The organism is Mycobacterium simiae, assembly GCF_010727605.1.
GTDB classification, from domain to species: domain Bacteria; phylum Actinomycetota; class Actinomycetes; order Mycobacteriales; family Mycobacteriaceae; genus Mycobacterium; species Mycobacterium simiae.
The window spans coordinates 4849780-4871168 of record NZ_AP022568.1 but is presented as its reverse complement, the minus strand read 5'-3'; the positions used below and the strand labels follow the sequence as shown (position 1 = coordinate 4871168).

20 protein-coding genes are annotated in these 21389 nt (G+C 66.5%); 10 read left to right on the top strand and 10 right to left on the bottom strand.

All coding sequences use genetic code 11. The features are described from left to right. The first annotated feature begins 79 nt into the window (after positions 1-79). From sucB to G6N33_RS22705, 5 genes are all read left to right on the top strand, one after another. Positions 80-1891 (top strand): 2-oxoglutarate dehydrogenase, E2 component, dihydrolipoamide succinyltransferase, encoded by a 1812-nt coding sequence (gene sucB / locus G6N33_RS22725; RefSeq protein ID WP_163771807.1) that lies wholly within the window; start codon positions 80-82, stop codon positions 1889-1891. Positions 1892-1905: 14 nt separating this feature from the next. Continuing rightward, a complete protein-coding gene (locus G6N33_RS22720) occupies positions 1906-2817 on the top strand; it encodes a TIGR01777 family oxidoreductase (protein WP_044506602.1) in 912 nt (303 codons plus the stop codon). A gap of 89 nt (positions 2818-2906) precedes the next feature. Continuing rightward, entirely contained in the window at positions 2907-3614 is a 708-nt protein-coding gene (gene lipB / locus G6N33_RS22715) for a lipoyl(octanoyl) transferase LipB (RefSeq protein WP_044506604.1), read from the top strand. Further along, on the top strand, positions 3611-4549 hold the full coding sequence (gene lipA, locus G6N33_RS22710) for a lipoyl synthase (RefSeq protein ID WP_044506605.1): 939 nt from the start codon (positions 3611-3613) through the stop codon (positions 4547-4549). Before lipB ends, lipA begins: the two co-directional genes overlap by 4 nt. Before the next feature lie 43 nt (positions 4550-4592). After that, the gene (locus G6N33_RS22705) at positions 4593-5345 is read left to right on the top strand and encodes a DUF4191 domain-containing protein (RefSeq protein ID WP_044506608.1); all 753 of its coding nucleotides are present in this window, start codon (positions 4593-4595) and stop codon (positions 5343-5345) included. A 23-nt stretch (positions 5346-5368) separates the two neighbouring features. Here the strand turns inward: G6N33_RS22705 and G6N33_RS22700 are convergent, their stop codons facing one another. Continuing rightward, positions 5369-5785 carry an RDD family protein gene (locus G6N33_RS22700; RefSeq protein WP_101528660.1) on the bottom strand — a complete coding sequence of 139 codons (417 nt, stop codon included), beginning with the start codon at positions 5783-5785 and terminating at the stop codon, positions 5369-5371. A gap of 214 nt (positions 5786-5999) precedes the next feature. On the opposite strand from G6N33_RS22700, the gene glnA (G6N33_RS22695) reads away from it, so the two are divergent. From glnA (G6N33_RS22695) to G6N33_RS22680, 4 genes are all read left to right on the top strand, one after another. Next, positions 6000-7436 carry a type I glutamate--ammonia ligase gene (gene glnA / locus G6N33_RS22695; RefSeq protein WP_044506611.1) on the top strand — a complete coding sequence of 479 codons (1437 nt, stop codon included), beginning with the start codon at positions 6000-6002 and terminating at the stop codon, positions 7434-7436. Between the two features lie 450 nt (positions 7437-7886). Beyond that, positions 7887-9371 (top strand): putative alpha/beta hydrolase, encoded by a 1485-nt coding sequence (locus tag G6N33_RS22690; RefSeq protein WP_044506612.1) that lies wholly within the window; start codon positions 7887-7889, stop codon positions 9369-9371. A 159-nt stretch (positions 9372-9530) separates the two neighbouring features. Further along, positions 9531-9929, top strand: coding sequence for a hypothetical protein (locus G6N33_RS22685; RefSeq protein ID WP_231382422.1), 399 nt, complete (start codon positions 9531-9533; stop codon positions 9927-9929). Positions 9930-9996: 67 nt separating this feature from the next. After that, positions 9997-10293, top strand: a complete 297-nt coding sequence (locus G6N33_RS22680; protein WP_081662311.1) for a hypothetical protein — start codon at positions 9997-9999, stop codon at positions 10291-10293. Between the two features lie 18 nt (positions 10294-10311). Here the strand turns inward: G6N33_RS22680 and G6N33_RS22675 are convergent, their stop codons facing one another. The 8 genes from G6N33_RS22675 to glnA (G6N33_RS22640) all read right to left on the bottom strand — a co-directional run bounded on the left by G6N33_RS22675 (position 10312) and on the right by glnA (G6N33_RS22640) (position 19112). Next, positions 10312-10923: a TetR/AcrR family transcriptional regulator gene (locus G6N33_RS22675; protein ID WP_044506617.1), complete on the bottom strand. Its 612-nt coding sequence runs from the start codon at positions 10921-10923 to the stop codon at positions 10312-10314. A gap of 49 nt (positions 10924-10972) precedes the next feature. Beyond that, a complete protein-coding gene (locus G6N33_RS22670) occupies positions 10973-12370 on the bottom strand; it encodes an FAD-binding oxidoreductase (RefSeq protein WP_044506618.1) in 1398 nt (465 codons plus the stop codon). A gap of 117 nt (positions 12371-12487) precedes the next feature. Further along, positions 12488-12982: a hypothetical protein gene (locus tag G6N33_RS22665; RefSeq protein ID WP_044506620.1), complete on the bottom strand. Its 495-nt coding sequence runs from the start codon at positions 12980-12982 to the stop codon at positions 12488-12490. Continuing rightward, on the bottom strand, positions 12979-13194 hold the full coding sequence (locus G6N33_RS22660; protein ID WP_044506623.1) for a hypothetical protein: 216 nt from the start codon (positions 13192-13194) through the stop codon (positions 12979-12981). The genes G6N33_RS22665 and G6N33_RS22660 overlap by 4 nt, the downstream gene beginning before the upstream one ends. Positions 13195-13226: 32 nt before the next feature. Further along, positions 13227-14087 (bottom strand): TIGR03619 family F420-dependent LLM class oxidoreductase, encoded by an 861-nt coding sequence (locus G6N33_RS22655; protein WP_044506624.1) that lies wholly within the window; start codon positions 14085-14087, stop codon positions 13227-13229. Further along, entirely contained in the window at positions 14084-14728 is a 645-nt protein-coding gene (locus tag G6N33_RS22650) for a PaaI family thioesterase (RefSeq protein ID WP_081661994.1), read from the bottom strand. Before G6N33_RS22650 ends, G6N33_RS22655 begins: the two co-directional genes overlap by 4 nt. Next, positions 14725-17721 carry a bifunctional [glutamine synthetase] adenylyltransferase/[glutamine synthetase]-adenylyl-L-tyrosine phosphorylase gene (locus tag G6N33_RS22645; protein WP_101528659.1) on the bottom strand — a complete coding sequence of 999 codons (2997 nt, stop codon included), beginning with the start codon at positions 17719-17721 and terminating at the stop codon, positions 14725-14727. Before G6N33_RS22645 ends, G6N33_RS22650 begins: the two co-directional genes overlap by 4 nt. A gap of 50 nt (positions 17722-17771) precedes the next feature. Further along, on the bottom strand, positions 17772-19112 hold the full coding sequence (glnA, locus tag G6N33_RS22640; RefSeq protein ID WP_044506628.1) for a type I glutamate--ammonia ligase: 1341 nt from the start codon (positions 19110-19112) through the stop codon (positions 17772-17774). Between the two features lie 433 nt (positions 19113-19545). Between glnA (G6N33_RS22640) and G6N33_RS22635 the strand changes: the two genes are divergently transcribed. Next, the gene (locus G6N33_RS22635) at positions 19546-19743 is read left to right on the top strand and encodes a hypothetical protein (protein WP_044506629.1); all 198 of its coding nucleotides are present in this window, start codon (positions 19546-19548) and stop codon (positions 19741-19743) included. Here the strand turns inward: G6N33_RS22635 and G6N33_RS22630 are convergent, their stop codons facing one another. Next, entirely contained in the window at positions 19744-21318 is a 1575-nt protein-coding gene (locus G6N33_RS22630) for an alpha/beta hydrolase (RefSeq protein WP_101528656.1), read from the bottom strand. Between the last annotated feature and the right edge of the window lie 71 nt (positions 21319-21389).

Here is a 21389-nt window from a genome sequence, read left to right as displayed (position 1 = left end):
TCAACTTCCAGTACATCGCGGTGTGGTAAGTCAGATGTCGACCTGCGCCGACCCACGAGTATTCGAGGAGTCAGAAGAGATGGCCTTCTCCGTCCAGATGCCGGCACTCGGTGAGAGCGTCACCGAGGGGACGGTGACCCGCTGGCTCAAGCAGGAAGGCGACACGGTCGAACTCGACGAACCACTGGTCGAGGTTTCCACCGACAAGGTCGATACCGAAATTCCGGCGCCCGCCGCAGGTGTGCTGACCAAGATCATCGCGCAGGAGGACGACACCGTCGAGGTCGGCGGCGAGCTGGCCCTCATCGGCGACGCCTCCGAAGACGGCGCATCCGCCGCGCCGCCGCGCCAACCGGCGGCCGACGCCGCACCCGCCCCGGAACCCGAACCTGAGCCCGCGGCAGCGCCGGAGCCCGAGCCGGCGCCGGCGTCCCAGAGCCCGGGCGGCGGCTCGAGCTCCGAGGCGACCCCGGTGCTGATGCCGGAACTCGGCGAGTCCGTCACGGAGGGGACCGTCACCCGCTGGCTGAAGAAGGTCGGTGATTCGGTTCAGGTCGACGAGGCGCTGGTCGAGGTGTCGACCGACAAGGTGGACACCGAGATTCCATCTCCGGTCGCCGGCGTGCTGCTCAGCATCACCGCCGACGAGGACGCCACCGTGCAGGTCGGTGGCGAGCTGGCCCGGATCGGTAGCGCGTCGGCCGCCCCGGCCGCTGCCGAGCCTTCCCCCACCCCCAAGCCCGCCCCCACCCCCAAGCCCGAGCCCGAGCCGGAATCCAAGCCCGAGCCGACTCCGCAACCCAAGCCGGAACCCGCACCGCAGCCCCGGGCCGAAGCCGCGCCTGCGCCCGCCGCCAAACCCCAGCCGGCGCCCGTCCCCCAGCCCCCCGCGGCCCAGCCGGCGGCCCAGGCGTCAGAGCCGGCGCCCAGTGACGGCACTCCGTACGTCACCCCGCTGGTGCGAAAACTGGCCAGCGAACACAACATCGACCTGGCCCAGGTAAAGGGCACCGGTGTCGGTGGCCGCATCCGCAAGCAAGACGTGCTGGCCGCCGCGCAGCAGAAGCAACAGGCCCAACCGGCGCCCGCCGCCCCGGTCGCGCCGGCCGCCGCGCCGGCGGCTCCGGCTGCCGCGCCGGCGCCGACCTCGAGCCCCGCGCTAGCCCACCTGCGCGGCACCACGCAGAAGGCCAGCCGGATCCGCCAGCTCACCGCGAAGAAGACACGCGAGTCGCTGCAGGCCACCGCGCAGCTGACCCAGACGCACGAGGTCGACATGACCCGGATCGTGGGGTTGCGGGCGCGGGCCAAGACCTCATTCGCCGAGCGCGAGGGGGTTAACCTGACCTACTTGCCATTCATCGCCAAGGCGGTGATCGATGCGCTGAAGGCACATCCGAACGTCAACGCCAGCTACAACGAGGACAGCAAGGAGATCACCTACTACGACGCCGAGCACCTCGGTTTCGCGGTCGACACCGACCAGGGCCTGCTCTCCCCCGTGATCCACAACGCCGGCGATTTGTCGCTGGCGGGCCTGGCCCGCGCGATCGCCGACATCGCCGAGCGCGCTCGTTCGGGCAACCTGAAGCCCGACGAGTTGTCCGGCGGCACGTTCACCATCACCAACATCGGCAGCCAGGGCGCCCTCTTCGACACCCCGATCCTGGTTCCGCCGCAGGCGGCCATGTTGGGCACCGGCGCCATCGTGAAGCGGCCGCGGGTCATCGTCGACGAATTCGGTAACGAATCGATCGGTGTGCGCTCGGTGTGCTACCTGCCCCTGACCTACGACCATCGGCTGATCGACGGAGCAGATGCCGGACGATTCCTCACCACGATCAAGCACCGGCTTGAAGAGGGAGCGTTCGAGGCCGATCTGGGGCTCTAGAAAGGCTTGCTGAATTGGCCAAGCCCGTCATCGCGATCGCGGGTTCGTCCGGCCTGATCGGTTCCGCCTTGGCTGCGGCGCTGCGCGCCGCGGACCACCGCGTGCTGCGCATCGTCCGCCGAACGCCCGCGAATCCCGATGAGCTGCACTGGAATCCGGAGAGCGGTGACTTCGATCCGGACGCGCTCACCGAAGTCGACGCGGTTGTCAACCTGTGCGGCGTCAACGTCGGGCAGCGCCGGTGGTCGGGTGCATTCAAGCAGAGCCTGCGGGACAGTCGCATCACGCCCACCGAGGTGCTGGCGACGGCGGTCGCCGATGCCGGTGTCGAGACCCTGATCAATGCCAGTGCGGTCGGGTTCTACGGCGACACCAAAGACCGTGTGGTCGACGAAAATGACCGCGCCGGAACGGGTTTCCTGGCCCAGCTGTGCGAGGACTGGGAAGCCGCGACGTTGCCGGCCCAGGACTGCGGTGTGCGCGTGGTGCTGGCTCGCACCGGCCTGGTGCTGGGCGCGGCGGGTGGGGCGCTGCGCCGGATGCGCCCACTGTTCACGCTAGGGCTGGGCGCCCGGCTGGGGAGCGGCCGCCAGTACATGTCGTGGATCAGCTTGGAGGACGAGGTGCGGGCCCTGCTGTTCGCGATCTCGCAGCCGTCGCTGTCCGGCCCGGTGAACCTGACCGGGCCGGCACCCGTCACCAACGCCGAGTTCACCACCGCCTTCGGCAGTGCGGTCAACCGTCCCACACCGATGGTGTTGCCCGCGTTCGCCGTGCGAGCCGCACTCGGCGAGTTCGCCGACGAGGGTCTGCTGATTGGTCAGCGCGCCATCCCGTCGGCTCTGGAGCGCGCCGGTTTCCAGTTCCACCACAACACGATTGGCGAGGCGCTGGGGTATGCCACCGCCCGTCGCGATCACGACTAACCGGCCCCGCAGACATGCCGTCGGGTTGCTGCCACCACGGCGAAAGTCAGCCGAACCGGACACGACAACACCGGAGTAATCTCTCGGCCATGACTTCAATCCGGGCGCAGACCGGCGCGATCGACGTCCGCCAGCTAGGCATGGTCGACTACCGAACCGCCTGGCAGCTGCAGCGCGATTTGGTCGACGTCAGGGCCGACGGCGGTCCCGACACGCTGCTGCTGCTCGAGCACCCGACCGTCTACACGGCCGGACGGCGCACCGAGCCGCACGAGCGCCCGGCGGACGGGACGCCGGTCATCGACACCGACCGGGGCGGCAAGATCACCTGGCACGGACCCGGCCAGTTGGTCGGGTACCCGATCATCGGGCTGGCGGAACCTCTCGATGTGGTGAATTATGTTCGACGCCTTGAGGAGTCGTTGATCAAGGTGTGCGGCGACCTAGGCCTGAACGCCGGTCGGGTCGAGGGTCGCTCCGGAGTGTGGGTGCCCGGACGGCCCGCCCGCAAGGTCGCCGCGATCGGCGTGCGGGTGTCGCGGGCGACGACGCTGCACGGCTTCGCGATCAATTGCGACTGCGACTTGGGCGCCTTCACCCCCATCGTCCCCTGCGGCATCGCCGACGCCGGGGTGACGTCGCTGTCGGCGGAACTCGAACGGACGGTCGCCGTCGCCGAGATCCGCGGCGCCGTTGCGCAGGCCGTGTGCGACGCTCTCGACGGTGTCTTACCGGTGCAAGCCCACGACTTACCGGTGGGAATCCACGATGCCGCCCGCGTAGCATCGACACCGTGACTGTTGCTCCCGAAGGCCGCAAACTGCTGCGGCTGGAAGTGCGCAACGCGCAAACCCCGATCGAGCGCAAACCGCCGTGGATCAAGACCCGGGTCCGGATGGGACCGGAGTACACCCAGCTCAAGAGCCTGGTTCGGCGCGAGGGTCTGCACACCGTCTGCGAAGAGGCCGGCTGCCCCAACATCTTCGAATGCTGGGAGGACCGCGAAGCGACCTTTCTGATCGGTGGCGATCAGTGCACCCGTCGCTGCGATTTCTGCCAGATCGACACCGGTAAGCCGGCCGAATTGGACCGCGACGAGCCGCGACGAGTCGCCGAAAGCGTGCAGACGATGGGACTGCGCTACGCCACTGTCACCGGCGTCGCCCGGGACGACCTGCCCGACGGCGGCGCCTGGCTGTACGCCGAGACGGTGCGGGCCATCAAAGAACTCAACCCGTCGACGGGCGTCGAGCTGTTGGTACCCGATTTCAACGGCGAGCCCGCACGCCTGGCCGAAGTTTTCGAATCACGCCCGGAAGTGTTGGCGCACAACGTCGAAACGGTGCCGCGTATCTTCAAGCGGATCCGACCCGCGTTCAGTTACCGGCGCAGCCTTGGCGTACTCACCGCGGCGCGTCAGGTCGGACTGGTCACCAAGAGCAACTTGATTCTCGGGCTCGGCGAAACCCCTGACGAGGTCCGCACCGCACTGGCCGACCTGCAGGACGCGGGCTGCGACATCGTCACCATCACCCAATACCTGCGGCCGTCGGCACGGCATCACCCGGTACAGCGCTGGGTGAAACCGGAGGAGTTCGACCAGTTCGCGCGCTACGCCGAAGAGCTGGGCTTCGCGGGCGTGCTGGCCGGCCCGTTGGTCCGCTCGTCGTACCGGGCGGGCCGGCTGTACGCGCAGGCCATGAGCCGTCGCGCGCCAGACGCCCTGAGGTGACTCGAAGGCGCCGGCGACCGGCGGCTACGTATCCTTGGTGATTATGGCTAAATCCCGTACCGCCGCCGAGAACAAGGCCGCCCGCGCCGAAGCGGCCGCCGCCCGCAAGGCCGCGGCCAAGGAGCGCCGCGCCCAGCTCTGGCAGGCATTCAACGTCCAGCGTAAACAGGACAAGCGCCTGCTCCCCTACATGATCGGGGCGTTCGTCTTGATCGTCGCGATCGCAACGACGGCGGGGGTGCTCGCCGGCGGGTTCACCATGTTCACCCTGATTCCGCTGGGCGTGGTGCTGGGCTTGTTGGTGGCGTTCATCATCTTCGGGCGCCGGGCACAGAAGTCGATCTACCGCCAGGCCGAGGGGCAGACCGGCGCCGCGGCCTGGGTGCTGGACAACTTGCGGGGTAAGTGGCGGGTCAATCCCGGTGTCGCGGCCACCGGTCACTTTGACGCCGTGCACCGGGTGATCGGCCGACCCGGGGTCATTTTGGTCGGCGAGGGGTCACCGGGGCGTGTCAAACCGCTTCTGGCACAAGAGAAGAAGCGCACCGCACGACTGGTCGGCGATGTGCCGATCTATGACATCGTCGTCGGTAACGGCGACGGCGAGGTGCCGCTTTCCAAATTGGAGCGACACCTGACGAAGCTGCCAGCCAACATCAGCGTCAAAGCGATGGACGTCCTGGAGTCGCGGCTGGCCGCGCTGGGGTCGCGGGCCGGAGCGGCCATGATGCCCAAGGGTCCGCTGCCCAACGCCGGCAAGATGCGCGGGGTGCAGCGCACCGTGCGGCGCAAATAAGTCCGCAAATAAGTCGTTGCACGCTACCGCCGCACCACGGCGGTATTCGTCACCCGGTCCTGAATGCCGCGACCGTCCCAATCGGTGAACAGCGCCGGGATCACCAACGCGACCAGCAAACCGCGCAGCGCCACCCGGCCCAGCCCCAGCCGTTCGTCCAACGCCGTCACCCGCAGCCCGAGCGCCAGCTGGCCGGGCGTGAAACCGAACAGCCGCAGCGCCACCACGCCGAGCACGAACCAAATCACCAGCACCGCGCTCGACAGCATCCGCTCGGAGACGATGCCGATCGCCAGGCCCAGTGCGGCGAGCCCATAGGCGATCAGCCAGTCAATCATCAGCGCAGCCAGCCGGCGCCCCATTGACGCCAGCGAACCCGACCCGGTTTTCGGCAGGCCGAGCGTCTCCCCCGGGTATGCCGGACGCGATTCGGCCATCAGCAGATCCCGCGCGAAAGCCGGGATGCTCTGGTGCGCCCCCGGCACAGACCGGATACGATCTTGCGATCCATGGGCCTCACAATAGAACCCGCCGGTGCTCCACTTTGAATGTGAGACGCGTGGTCACGTAACCTCCGCGCAACACGAGGTTGACGTGCGGGCAACATCATCTCCATAGCGTCAGGCCGCGGATTACATAGCAAAGGAGCATTCAGTGACGGAAAAGACGCCCGACGACGTCTTCAAGCTCGCTAAGGACGAGAACGTCGAGTTTGTCGACGTGCGGTTCTGTGACCTGCCCGGCATCATGCAGCACTTCACGATTCCGATTTCGTTCTTCGACGAGAGCATTTTCGAAGACGGGTTGGCCTTCGATGGTTCGTCTATTCGCGGATTCCAGTCCATCCACGAGTCGGACATGCTGCTCCTGCCGGACCCCGCGACCGCGCAGATCGACCTTTTCCGTGAAGCCAAGACGCTGAACCTCAACTTCTTCGTGCACGACCCCTTCACATTGGAGGCGTACTCGCGCGACCCGCGCAACGTCGCGCGGAAGGCCGAGAACTACCTGATCAGCACCGGCGTCGCCGACACCGCGTACTTCGGCGCCGAAGCCGAGTTCTACATCTTCGACTCGGTCACCTTCGACTCGCGCACCAACGGCTCGTTCTACGAAGTGGACGCCATCTCCGGGTGGTGGAACACCGGCGAGCCCACCGAGGACGACGGCACCCGCAACCGTGGCTACAAGGTCCGCCCCAAGGGTGGCTACTTCCCGGTCGCCCCGGTCGACCACTACGTCGACCTGCGCGACAAGATGCTGTCCAACCTGATCAAGGCCGGCTTCAGCCTGGAGAAGGGTCACCACGAGGTGGGCACCGGCGGCCAGGCCGAGATCAACTACAAGTTCAACACCCTGTTGCACGCGGCCGACGACATGCAGCTGTACAAGTACATCGTCAAGAACACCGCGTGGCAGCACGGCAAGACCGTCACCTTCATGCCCAAGCCGCTGTTCGGCGACAACGGTTCCGGTATGCACACGCACCAGTCGCTGTGGAAAGACGGCAGCCCGTTGATGTACGACGAGACCGGCTACGCGGGACTGTCGGACACCGCCCGCCACTACATCGGCGGCCTGCTACACCACGCGCCGTCGCTGCTGGCGTTCACCAACCCGACGGTCAACTCCTACAAGCGTCTGGTCCCCGGCTACGAGGCCCCGATCAACCTGGTGTACAGCCAGCGCAACCGGTCGGCCTGTGTGCGTATCCCGATCACCGGCAGCAACCCGAAGGCCAAGCGGCTCGAGTTCCGTTGCCCCGACTCGTCGGGCAACCCATACCTGGCGTTCGCGGCCATGCTGATGGCCGGCCTGGACGGCATCAAGAACAAGATCGAGCCGCAAGCGCCGGTCGACAAGGACCTCTACGAGCTCCCGCCCGAAGAGGCTGCGAACATTCCGCAGGCACCCACCCAGCTGTCCGCGGTGATCGACCGGCTCGAGGAAGACCACGAATACCTCACGGAGGGCGGCGTTTTCACGCCTGACCTGATCGAGACGTGGATCAGCTTCAAGCGCGAGAACGAGATTCTGCCGGTGCAGATCCGTCCGCACCCCTACGAGTTCGCGCTGTACTACGACGTGTAACTCGACTACGGGCTACCACCTGCGTAACCGCTCCTGATTTCGTCATTGCGTCCGCAGCCCGTCCGTAGTAGTTCCGATTGGGTCCATCCGCTTCGCGATCACAGCACCGATTGCTGAGCGGGTGGACTCATCGGCATCTGGCCATGTGCCCGTACGTGTCGAGGGTCGGGCGTGCGCTGGCATGCAGCATTCTGCCCGAAGCGGAAAGTGGGAGCGCGAGGTCTTGCGGAATCGGGATCGGCTGATCGCTGCCCTCTGTCTTGAGCGGCTTGTCGGGCCACCTGCCCGATCCGGCAGGACGGCGAAAAACTGAGCATCAGCTGACGCGAGCGATGCGCGAAGTCCAAATCCAAATTGGGAGCAACCCCACGGCAGTAGGCTACGACCAGCAGGGGACCAGCAGGGGAGGTGGGCGATGTTGCGCAAAGCCGCGGGACTTCGGGTTGTGCGGTGCAGCTCCGGTATATAAGCGTCCCGCTGCTAGTCGGCGAAGCCGGTGGCGATCCATGGGCAATCAATCGAAGCCTGCAAGCTGGCCGTCCGGCCCAGATCTCTGATCTTGCCGAGGCGTTTCACGCCGCAGGCGTCTGTACGGCGGAGTCCAGCAAGGCCTTTGATGAAGCTCGTCGCCGTTTCGAGGCGGCGTGGAATCGGGAGAACGGCGAGCACCCCATCAACGACTCAGCCGAGGTGCAGCGCGTCACGAAGTTGCTTGGCGCGCAGTCGCTGCAGTTACCCAAGATCGGAGTCGATCTGGAGAGCATCGCCGCGGCGTTGGCCGAGGCTCAAAAGGCTGGCGCCGCAGAGATCGCCGCGCTTGAGAATCAGCTGCAGATCCTCGACAGCATGATCGGCCAAGCGATCGAGATGGAAAAAGACCCCGCCCTCACCGCCGCCGATCGACAAGCGCTGAACGAGTTCATCACCGGACGCGAAGACGACGCCATCCGTGATACCAAGACGGCCCTCAACCAGATGAATTCGATTCGCAACACCTACGCGAACTCGCTGCACCAGGTGCAAGCGAACGGAAACCTTACCCCACAGGACGCCATCCTCACTACCGATTTCAAGCCCGCAGACCTCGGTGAGGGGGATGGCCTTCCGACCAACGATCCCAGGATCACCGGTCCGGCAGGCCAACCCCAACACGAACAAAACACTTATGACCTGCAAGACCAGTTTCCAGACGGCCAAGGTCCCACCTTCGGCGGCGATCCCCGCGACGGCCTGCCCCGCAGCCCAGCCTCCCAACTGGCGCAAGGCCCCCCAGGCACCCGCCCCCTGCCGACAGGAACCGCACTCGGGCCCGATGGCCGCCGTTACGCGTTCTTCAGCAACCCCGACGGCACGATCCAGCCGGGCGTTAACCAGTTCGCGACCAACGGGTCGGTCTGGGACTACACCGACCCCAATCATCCAGTGAAAGTCGGTGAGCTGCCGGGCATATACCAGGCCAGCGGCGCTTTCGACCCAGCCACCGGACGCATGGTGATCGTCGGCAACACCAGTAACCGCACCGGTGATCTCACCCGCGGCATGTGGGTATCTGGACCCATCGACCCGGCCAATCCCAACGGCTGGGTCAATTCGCTGCAGCACGTCGGAAATGTCGGCCTCCCAGGAGATCGCGAAAGCCAATTGGTCGCCCTCAAAGGCGGTGGTTTCATGCTTGTCGGCGCTAGCAACGGCGAAGCAGTGCAAGGGATAACGGCAGCCACCCCTCAAGGCCTCTTGACCGCGCAACCGGTTCCTCTGGTCACCCAGGGAGCCATGCCGAGCGTGTATGGACCGACCGTCACGGGTACGACGCTGGATCCGGTGACGGGGCTTGAGACAATCCAAATGCGGGTAAGCACTTGGCCGTTCAACCCTACCAATCCGAGTTTTTACGACCCCAACACGTGGACAACCACCTTCACTGTCCAACACTGACCACAAGGCGGCCCAACGTTGTTTCTGAGGATGGCCATCGCGATATCGAGCGGGATCTTCGCGGTTCTCGGGCTGGGTTCTTGCCACGCCGGGCATGTTGTTGCGAAGGCCGCACCTCCAAAATTTCCTGACCTCAACGCCTTTCAATCGGTGGATCTCGTGGCGTACACACTGCAGTTCGGTCGCGGTGGCGGTGGAGTGTTTTTCGCAACCCCGGATGGACTGCAGTGTGGATGGGGCTCGCTGGCCAACGGACCAGCAGATCACATCAGCGCCGAATGCACCGGGCCGCTGCCCGGCCTGCCCGAAAGCGCTCCCCGCGGACAAGACGGCTGCGAAAGGGTCGGCGTGGCAAGCTCCCTTCACTCCGATCTGGGTCCCTACGGCTTCTACCAAGGCACCTGCCCCGTCATCACCGCGCCAGTGCTCAACGTCGGCCAGAAGCTCACCGCCGCAAACACCACATGCTTGGTGGGCGCCGACAGGTTGACCGCATGTATCGACCCAATCCTGAACCGCGGGTTCGTTCTTCAATCCTCCGGCTCGTGGACCTTTTAGGCACCACCGCATACGCGGCAAAACCACGAGGCTGTGACGCGGCTGACATGAAGGTAGGATGACGTTTGTGAGTACGAAGCGCGGAGTCACGCTGGCGGCGGTGGTTGGTGCCGCCGCATTCTTGTTCGCGCCCGCGGTATCCGCTGATCCCGGCTCCCCCTCCTACGGCCAAGGCAGACAGGCCATCGATGAACAGGTTCAACAGCACCATGTGCAATTGGACCCCGCCACCGACCTCGCTCAATATTGCCAACAGATTCTCATGGGCGATCTCAAGAGCGGCAAGATCGCCCGGGTGGACTCCGGGCCAGACTTCATCGCCGGATGCCAAGACGAGGGCCACTCTCTCCTAGCGTCGCGCTAGGACGCTGAATAGCGCTGACTACTGGTATCCGGGGCGGCCCAGCATCTGGGCCAGCTGGCGCAGCAACGCCGTGCGGAATCGATCGGCCGTCGGGCTGGGAAACCGCAGCACCCGGGGCACCATGCCGCCGACCAGTGCGGCGAACAACAGATCGACGAGATCTTCGGGAGCGACCGCCGGCGCGAAGGCACCGGCGTCACGACCCTCGATCACGGTCCGCAGAAACGGCGCCCGGTAGCGGAACCAGCCTTCCTCGCCGTAGTCCCGCAATTCGGCATCACGAATTCCTGAACGCCAGAACTCCACCAGCACCTGATGGTTGCCGACGGGCGTGTTCAGGTTGCGATCGATCATCGCTACCAGGCGATTCCACGGATCCTTCTCCCGCCCGGCCACTGCTTCGAGAGCGGCGACCTCCGCCTCGGTCGCGTACCGCATGGCCTCGATCAGCATGTCCTCGCGCGAGCCGAAGTAGTTCTGCAGCGTGCTGATGGCCACGCCGCTGACCTGCGCAACGTCGGCGAAGCGGGCATTTTCGTAACCCCGCTCGGCCAGCACCCGGACGGCGGCCTCAAGGGCTGCCGTCCGGCGCGCTCCGCCGGCCCGACGGGTCTGGCGTCTCGCTGGCATTGTTATATGGTACTGCCATACCGCCAATGATCGGCTCGCTCTGCGGTTCCTAGGCGGTGAAACTCGGTCGGATATTGTGGTTGATCCGAAACCTGTTGTCCGGGTCGTACATTGCCTTGGTCCACCGCAACTGCTCATAGACCGCCGGATCGTAGGCCCGCCTGGTGCCCTCCTCGGACGCGTCGGCCGGTCCGATGAAGCTCGGGCTGGACCTGTCGTGCAGCCAAGGGCGAAGGGCCGCAATCAATTCGCTGCCGGCTTCTCGATAGGCCGCGACGTCTTGCCCGGGCGGCACCACCGTCAGACCGAACATCGCATAAGCGGCATCGCGGGCACCAACCGCGTTGGGAAACGGTGCGGACTTGCCGAAAGCTCCTTGCAGATGCCGGATATCGACAATGTTGATGGTGCTGCCAGACTCCGGACCCACCGCATCGACGATCGCTTTCACGGTGTCTTCGGTCAGTTCCCGCAGCAGTCCGAACCGCTCCACCGCGGCGGCGGGCTCGGTGGGATCGTTGCTGATGCAACCGAATTGGGTATACGGAATGCTGGCTACGGTGTCCGCCAACAACGGAGCCGCCAGGCGCAGTGGCTCGATCAGCCGGGCACCGGCATGCGCATCACCGACGTACGACACCCGTACCGACGCGGTCAGCTGTCCTTGCATAAAGGGCGGAAGCCCGGGCATGGGAGGAAAGTTCAGCAGCGCGAAGCCGGTCGTCAGCTCGTCGGGTGCCGAGGCGGTCAGTTCTCGGTAGGCCTGCAACACCTCCAGAGTGTGCGTACCGGAGTAGAACAGCGCACCCGCGTACAGCGACCGCACCGGAAAGAGCGTGAATTCCATCGCCACCACGACTCCGAAATTGCTTTTGCCGCCCAATAAGGAACTAAAGAGTTCGGGCTTGAACAGTGGTGAAACACAATGTAATTGACCGTCTGCGGTGACGACGTCGATAGAACTGACATGGTCGGCCGCCCAGCCGTACTTGCGCCCCATCGTCAGGCTGGCCCCTCCGCTGAGGGTGTAGCCCACCACGCCGACGCCGGGCGAGGAACCGGGCAGCGGGGCCAGTCCGTGCACCGCGGCAGCTTCCACGAGTTCGCTGAATCGAACACCGGATTCGACTCTCGCTGTCTGCCTTTCGGCATCGATGGCAATTGAGGACAACCGGCGCGTGTTGAGCATCAACGTGTCCTCGTCAGCCGCCACGACGGGTCCGTGGCCAGTGTTGAGGACGGCGGTATTCAGCCCGTGACGGGCCGCGAAGCGCACCGCCGTGGTGACATCGCAGGCATCGGCAGCGCCGACGACCACCGCCGGCCGGTGTCGTACTGCCAGGTTGAAGACCGCCACCTCGTCGCCGTACGCCGGGTCGTCGGCGGTGTAGACCGGCCCGCGCAGAGCGCCTCGAAATTCCGGCAGTGCGTGCTGCCATGATGCCATCAGAAGTCTCCCGCCAGTTAGCTAGGTATTGCTGTACGGTATGACGATACCGATTGTCCGGCCGGTCTGCATCCCCGCCACGAGAGCCGCGTGCGGTCAGCGAATCATGTTGACGGCCTAGCCGTGGTGGCCGCAGTGGGGATTCGCCGGCTTGACCGGCCACGCGCACGCGTCGATATCGGTGCTAGAGGCGTAGCCGCCACCGGAGAACACGCCGTAAACCGCTCCGTTGGTCCCCGTGTAGGTCGCACCGCCGCCGCCTCCACTGCCACCCGAACTCTGCACGGTCACCGCCCAGTGCGCACCCTCCAGGGCGTCCTTGTACGCGGCCATGACGTCGCTCGGCGACCCGGCGACCAGGAAGTGCAGATGGATGCCACCGATGTCACCGATGCCATTGTCGGCAAGGGTGTCCGGGCCGTCCGTGCGCTGGACACCCGCCGGAGTGGGGATCAGCGCCCGCAGGTCTATGACACCGCTCGACGTCGTCGTCGCCTCGGAGACCGAGGCCGTCACGGTCTTGCTTCCCGACGCGGTGGTCGGATTCGGTGAACCACCGCAGCCCGCCGCGACGAGGGCGGCGGCCACCGCCACGACGCGGGCCCACCTCACGGTCTGACCCCAAGCACTCCTCGCGATGCGCTGGCAGGTTTGTCGTCGGCCACCTCGACAAGCTCGAGCCAGCTGCCAGGGGCGATGTAGTGTCGCTTGACGTCTGCGCGATGCATGTCGATGACCAGCACACCGGCATCGGTGACTTGATACTTGTCGAAAACGCCATAGTCGCGCGGTTCGCCGTTACTGAACACCACCGTGAAGGGCATGCGTCGAGTATGGCCGCGCCGTTACTCGCCGTCTAGGCGTCGAGTCCGAGGTCCTTGCGGAACCGCTGCATGCCGTCGATCTTGTCGTCGAGCGAGGCATCGGGGCCGGCATAGAACATCCAGGGCATCGTGATGATGCCCTGGACCCCGGCCTCCTCGACACGCCGATAATCCGCGGTGGTGACGGCATCGGTCAACGGGGTCAGGATGGTGAAATCGTCCATCGTCAAACCCTTTTCGCGGCGCAGCTCGCGCAGCTTACCCACCGCTTCCAGCGCGCGTTCGGTGTTGATCAGGTCGCCGATCCAGCCATCGTTGCGGGCGGCCCGGCGCAGTGCTGCGTCGCTGAGCCCGCCGACGTAGACCGGGATGGGCGGCGGCGTCGGCTGCATCTCCAATCGCGGCGCGGTGTAGAAGTCGCCGTCGAATTCTGTCCAGCCGGGCGACCACAGCGCCTTCATCAGCTCGATCATCTCGTCGGTGCGTTTGCCGCGAGCGTCGAATTGTTCACCCATCAATGCGAACTCCTCGCGGCACCAGCCGACGCCGATACCGAGTTCGATCCGGCCCGAAGCCAAAACCGCGGCCGTGCCAATGGCTTTGGCCGCCAAGTAGGGGTTGCGCATCGCGGGGATGTACACGGTCGTGACGAATCGCAGCCGAGTGGTGACCTGCGCCAGCGCGCCGGATAGCACCCACGGGTCGGGCCAGTCGGTGAACGGCTGCCAGCGTCGTTCCCCGTCTTTGGTGTACGGGTACGGCGTGTCGAGCGTCTCCAGGTTCACCACATGATCGGGTATACCGATGCCGTCGTAGCCGAGTTCGTCTGCGGCCTTGGCGATCTCGATGATCTCCCGGGTATTCAGGAACGCGCTGCTGATGTAGAACCTCATCCGATGTCCCGCGCCCATGCCGGTTCGATGAAGACGCCTTCTGCCTCCACGGTCACCCCTTCCGCATCCGAAATAAAGCCCTTCGCAAAGGCTTTGGCGCGTTCGGTGCGGTCGATCCAGGCTTCGCAACGAAGCGGGCCCAACGGCGTGCCGCGCAGGTACTTCACGGTGATGGTTCCGGTGAAGCGCGCCCGGGACAATCCCTCACTGGCCGCCTCGCCGAGCATGTGGTCGAGGACAAGGGCGCTCACGCCGCCGTGCACCCGGCCGGGCGGGCCCTCGTAGGCCGCCCCTAGGACGAAGTCGCTCCAGCAGCGCCCGTCACCGTCGTGGTGCACGACGACCGGCGGGGCGATCGGGTTGCACAAACCGATCGCCGCGTTGCCCAACGGCAGCGGACGATCGCCGACCCGAAAGGTGACTCCGACCGGCCGGGTCCGTTGACGCAGCAGCTGGGTGACGGCCTCGATCTGAGTGCGCGCGTGAGCGACGGCATCGTCGTCGGCCTCGGTGCGGATGGTGGCGTCGATGAGTTCGCGAACCGCATCGGCCAACGGCGCGTAGAGACCCGTCACCCGGTCAGCCTCGGCGGTGCTGAGCACCTCGAACATCGCGTCGAACGCGCCGGCTCCCTGACTCAAGTCCCGAACACCTTGCGTACCACCGCTTTTGCACGACGTGTCACGCGCAGGTAGTTATCCAAGAACTCACTTCCGTCGTCGTTGTGCCAGCCGGCCGCGACGGCGACCGCGTTGAGCTGACGCCCGGGACCGGGCAACTGGTCGGTCGGTTTGCCCTTGACCAGAACCAGCGCGTTGCGGGCCCGGGTGGCGGTCAGCCAAGCCTGGCGCAGCAGATCCACCTCGTCGGCGGGGACCAGCCCGGTCGCGGCGATCACGTCCAGCGACTCCAGCGTCGAGGTGTTGTGCAAGCCCGGAATGTCGTGCGCGTGCTGCAGTTGCAGCAGCTGGACCGTCCACTCGACGTCGGCCAATCCCCCGCGACCCAGCTTGGTGTGCGTGTTGGGATCCGCGCCGCGCGGCAGGCGTTCGGATTCGACGCGGGCCTTCATCCGCCGAATCTCGTGCACCGCTTCGGCTGACACCCCGTCGGCGGGATAGCGCGTCTTGTCGGCCATCAGCAAGAACCGCTCACCCAACTCCTGGTCGCCGGCCACCGCGTGGGCGCGCAGCAGCGCCTGAATCTCCCACGGTTGCGCCCATTGCTCGTAGTAGGCGGCGTAGGACCCCAGGGTGCGGACCAGCGCCCCGCTGCGGCCCTCGGGTCGCAGGTTCGCGTCGACCTCTAACGGCGGGTCGACGCTGGGCGTCCCCAGCAGAGAACGCACCTGCTCGGCGACCGACGTTGCCCACTTGACCGCGGCCGCGTCGTCCACGCCGTGGGCCGCCTCACAGACGAACATGACGTCGGCATCGGAGCCGTAGCCCAGCTCGGCCCCACCCAACCTGCCCATGCCGATCACCGCGATCGCCGCCGGCGCCTTTCCTTTGTTGGAGCCGTCCGCGGGCAAGTTGGCCCGGGTCAACGCCTCCAACGCGGCCTGCAGCACCGCCACCCACACCGACGTCAGCGCCTTGCACACCTCGCGAACCTCGAGCATGCCGAGCAGATCCGCCGATCCGATCCGGGCCAGTTCACGGCGGCGCAGGGTGCGGGCGCCCGCGATGGCCCGCACCGGATCGGGGTGCCGGGCCGCCGAGGCGACCAGCGCGCGAGCCACCACCTCGGGCTCGGTCTCGAGCAGTTTCGGGCCGGCCGGCCCGTCCCCGTAATCCTGGATCACCCGCGGCGCACGCATCAGCAGGTCCGGCACGTACGTCGACGTTCCCAACACGTGCATCAGCCGCCGGGCCACCGCCGGCTTGTCGCGCAGCGTGGACAGGTACCAGCTCTCGGCGGCCAGCGACTCGGACAGCCGGCGGTAGGCCAGCAGTCCAGCATCGGGGTCCGGGGCATAGGACATCCAGTTGAGCAGCCGGGGCAGCAGCACCGACTGCACGCGGCCGCGACGACCGCTGAGGTTGACCAACGCCGACATGTGTTTGAGCGCGGTCTGCGGCCCCTCGTAACCCAGTGCGGCAAGCTGACGTTCGGCCGCCTCGGCCGTCATACCGTGCGCGATCTCCAGCCCCGGCGGGCCGATCGACTCCAGCAGAGGCTGGTAGAAGAGCTTGGCGTGCAGCTGGGACACCCGCACGTTCTGGTGTTTGAGCTCCTCGCGCAACACCCCGGCCGCGTCGTGCCGGCCGTCCGGACGGATGTGGGCCGCGCGCGCCAGCCAGCGCACCGCCTCCTCGTCGTCGGCCTCCGGCAGTAGGTGGGTGCGCTTGAGCCGTTGCAGTTGCAGCCGGTGTTCGAGCAGCCGCAGAAACTCGTACGAGGCCGTCAAGTTCGCCGCGTCCTCGCGGCCGACATACCCGCCCGCGCCCAGCGCGGCCAGGGCATCGACCGTGGACGCCACATGCAGCGATTCGTCATTGCGGCCGTGCACCAGCTGCAGCAGCTGCACCGCGAACTCCACGTCGCGCAGTCCGCCGCTGCCGAGCTTGAGTTCGCGGGCGCGGACCTCCGACGGCACCAGCTGCTCGACCCGACGCCGCATGGCCTGCACTTCGCCCACGAAGTCCGCACGCTCGCAGGCGATCCAGACCATGGGCATCAACTCGTCCAGGTATCGCTTGGCCAGTTCGGCATCGCCGGCGGCGGCTCGGGCCTTCATCAGCGCCTGGAACTCCCAGGTCTTCGCCCAGCGCTTGTAGTAGGCGACGTGCGACTCGACCGTGCGAACCAGCTCGCCGCTGCGGCCCTCCGGCCGCAACCCGGCGTCCACTTGGAAGCAGGCCGTCGACGCCACCCGCATCATCTCGGTGGCCACCCGGGTGGACAGCGCGTCGGCCTGTTCGGCGACGAAGATGATGTCGACGTCGCTGACGTAGTTCAGCTCGCGGGCACCGCATTTGCCCATCGCGATGACGGCCAGCCGCGGCGGTGTGCGATCGCCGCACACGGTGGCTTCGGCGGCCCGCAGCGACGCGGCCAGCACCGCGTCGGCGGTGTCCGCCAGCTGCGCGCCGACCACCGGAAACGGCAGCACCGGTTCGTCCTCGACCGTCGCTGCCAGGTCGAGGGCGGCCAGCACCAGCAGATGGTCGCGGTACCGGGTGGACAGCGCGGGCACCACCGAGTTTGGGTCGGCCAGCGCGTCGCCGACGCATTCGATGAATGCCTGGTGCAGTTGGTCGCGGGTGGGCAATTTGACGTTGCCGCGCAGCAGCTTCCAGGACTGCGGGTTGGCGGCGAGATGGTCCCCCAGCGCCAATGACGACCCCAGTACCGAGAACAGCCGCCCGCGTAACGGCCGCTCGGTGAGCAGGGCGGCATTGAGCTCATCCCAGTCGGCGTCCGGGTTCTCGGAGAGCCGAACGAGGGCCCGCAACGCCGCATCCGGGTCCGGCGCGCGCGATAACGCCCACAGCAGGTCGACGTGCGCCTTGTCGTCCTGGGTGGCCCAACCCAACTGTCGCAGCCGGTCACCGGCGCGCGGATCGACCAAACCGAGCCGACCGACGCTGGGCAGCCGGGGGCGCTCGGTGGTGGGTTTGGTCACGCCCAAACGGTAGCGCAAAGCCACCAGCCGCTCGGATGAACCGGCGGCCCGGTGCGTCAGAGCGACAGGTAGGTGCTCAGTTCGAACGGAGTGACGTGGCTGCGGTAGTTCGCCCACTCGGTGCGCTTATTGCGCAAGAAGAAGTCAAAAACATGCTCCCCCAACGTTTCCGCGACCAGCTCCGAGGCCTCCATGGCGTGCAGCGCGCTGTCGAGGCTGGTAGGCAGCTCGCGGTAGCCCATCGTGCGACGCTCTTCGGGGGTCAGGTCCCAAACGTTGTCCTCGGCCTGCGGCCCGAGCACGTAGCCCTTCTCGACGCCGCGCAGTCCGGCGGCCAGCAGCACCGCAAACGCCAGGTACGGGTTGCAGGCCGAGTCGGGGCTGCGCACCTCGATCCGTCGCGACGACGTCTTGTGCGGCGTGTACATCGGCACTCGCACCAACGCGGACCGGTTGGCCGCGCCCCACGACGCCGCGGTCGGCGCCTCGCCACCGTGCACCAGTCGCTTGTAGGAGTTGACCCACTGATTGGTGACCGCGCTGATCTCGGAGGCGTGTTCGAGGATGCCCGCGATGAAGGACTTGCCGACGTCGGAGAGTTGCAGCGGATCGTCGGGGCTGTGGAAGGCGTTGACGTCGCCCTCGAACAGGCTCATGTGGGTGTGCATGGCCGAACCCGGGTGCTCCCCGAATGGCTTGGGCATGAAGGACGCGCGGGCACCGTTTTCGATCGCGACTTCCTTGATGACGTAGCGGAACGTCATGACGTTGTCGGCCATGGACAGCGCGTCGGCGAAGCGCAGGTCGATCTCCTGCTGGCCGGGCGCACCCTCGTGGTGGCTGAACTCCACCGAGATGCCCATGAATTCCAGCGACTCGATGGCGTGCCGGCGGAAGTTCGACGCGGAGTCGTGGATCGCCTGGTCGAAGTAGCCGGCGTTGTCCACGGGCTCGGGCGGTGTTCCGTCGTTGGGGCCGGGTTTGAGCAGAAAGAATTCGATCTCGGGGTGGACGTAGCAGGAGAAGCCGAGGTCGTTGGCCTTCTGCAGTTGACGGCGCAGCACGTGGCGCGGATCGGCCCACGACGGTGAGCCGTCGGGCATGGTGATGTCGCAGAACATCCGGGCCGAGTGGTGGTGGCCGCTGGGCGTGGCCCAGGGCAACACCTGGAAGGTGGACGGGTCGGGGTTGGCGACGGTGTCGGATTCCGAGACGCGGGAGAAGCCCTCGATCGAGGAACCGTCGAAGCCGATGCCTTCCTCGAATGCGCCCTCGAGTTCGGCCGGGGCGATGGCGACCGACTTCAGGTAACCGAGGACGTCCGTGAACCAGAGCCGGACGAAGCGAATGTCCCGTTCCTCCAAGGTGCGGAGGACGAATTCCTTCTGTCGATCCATACAGCGAACCCTAGGCAATTGCTGTTAATTCTGTGTTACGCGGGTGCTTACGGACTCGGCACTGCGGTTACAGCCACCAGCACAAACAACGTCTCGACGGCTACCGGCCGTCCGGCTTACCGGTCCCCCGCGCATCGCGGGACGGCCCTGTTCGTCCCGATCAGGATATGCGGCGCAAAGTTGCCGCCGAGCGGCGGGGCAAATCACCGCGAGCACCCGCTTACAGGCCAAACTCTGATTGATCTCTCAGCGCCGGTTCAGCGACGGATCCGTACCGTCGGGCGCTGTGAGCTACGTCTTGCCGTCGAAAACACCCCGATCGTGCCGCCGCCGAACCCCTTTGCGGCAACCGAAACCGCCCAGGACATTCGTGGAAATACGTAACTGTCTAAAACGGTTACAACACGCGTCGGACTCGCAGGAAGGAACCGCAGTGATCACCAAAGTTCTAGCCATAGCAGCGATCAGTGTCGGGGTTGCCCTGGGCCCGGGCACCGGTAGCGCGGTGCCGCTCGTCGCCGATCCCGCCTTCAACGACCTCACCTGCACCTGCCAGACACCGCCGGCAGCCCCCAATCAGACCGCCGAAGACCGAATCAACCAAGGCCTGCACGACGCATTCACCCGCTGATCACGGGTGGCACTGTAGTCCCGCGGGCGGCACGGTCCCCGCGATGAAGTACCGGATCACCGCGCCGTCCACGCACTGATTGCCGCCCAGCACCGCAGTGTGCTGTGTGCCGTCGAAGGTGATCAGCGGTGCACCCAGCTGGCGGGCCAGGCTCACCCCGGATTGGTAGGGCGTCGCCGGGTCGTGCGTCGTCGAGACGACGACTACCTTGCCCGGCGCGACCGGTGCCGTTGCGTGCGGCGCGCTCGTCGCGGGTACCGGCCACAGCGCGCACAAGTCGCGAGGGGCGTGACCGGTGAACTGGCCGTAGCTCAAGAACGGCGCGGCCTGGCGGATCTTCTGGTCCGCCGAGATCCAGACGGCCGGATCGGCCGGCGCCGGGGCATCCACACACCGCACGGCGTTGAACGCGTCCTGATCGTTGTCGTAGTGGCCCTGCTTGTCGCGGCCCTGGTAATCGTCGGCCAGCAGCAACAGATCGCCGGCGTCGGTGCCGCGCTGCAAGCCGAGCAGCCCGCTGGTCAAGTACTTCCAATGTTGCGGCGTGTAGAGCGCATTGATCGTGCCGGTGGTGGCGTCGGCGTAGCTCAGACCGCGCGGGTCCGACGTGCGGCCCGGCTTGGCGACGAGCGGGTCGACCAGGGCGTGGTAACGGTTGACGAACTGGGTCGGGTCGGTGCCCAGCGGGCAGGCTGGGGAGCGGCCGCAATTCGCGGCGTAATCGTTGAAAGCCGTTTGAAATCCCGCGGTTTGGCTGATGTTCTCTTGGACCGGGTCGACCGTCGGGTCGATGGCGCCGTCGAGCACCATGGCCCGCACATGATCGGCGAACTTCTCCAGGTAGGCGGTGCCCAGCTCGGTGCCGTAGCTGAAGCCGAGATAGTTGATCTGGTCCTCACCGAGTGCCTGGCGCACCATGTCCATGTCGCGCGCGACGGACGCGGTGCCGGCGTTGGCCAGGAATTCCTTGCCCATCCGGCTGACGCATTCCTGAGCCAACTGCCGGTAGATCTGCTCGATGTGGGACACGCCCGCGGAGCTGTAATCGACCATCGGCTCGGTGCGGTAGGCGTCGAACTCCGCGTCGGTGCGACAGCGCAGCGCCGGCGTGGAGTGGCCCACGCCCCGCGGATCGAATCCGACCAGATCGAAGTGGCGGCCGATGTCGGTGTTCTGCAGGTTCGGCGCGATCCCGGCCACCATGTCGACGGCCGAACCGCCGGGACCACCCGGGTTGACCAACAGCGACCCGATCCGCTGACCGGACGCAGGAACCCGGATCACCGCCAACTTCGCTTGCGCCCCAGTCGGATTGTTGTAATCCACCGGCACGGGCACGGTGGTGCACTGGGCGGTGGAAAGGCCGCTGCTGTCGCTCAGGATCTGGCCGCAACTGCCCCAGGTCTGCCGCGCCGCCGCGGCCGGCGGCGCCGGGCTCACGGTTTGGCCCGCACCGGGTTCGGGAGTTGCGCCGGCCGCCGGCAGAGTGATCGGCAGGGCCTGTTGCCCCGCGGCCAGCAGTCCTAACGACAGCAGCGCCGAGCTCAACGATCTCAGGCGCGACATGGCTGTCAATCGTGGCAGCCCCGCATACCCGTGACGGCGCGAATCGGTCACGCCTTGGTCTCGGCGCCGCGGGCTCGGGG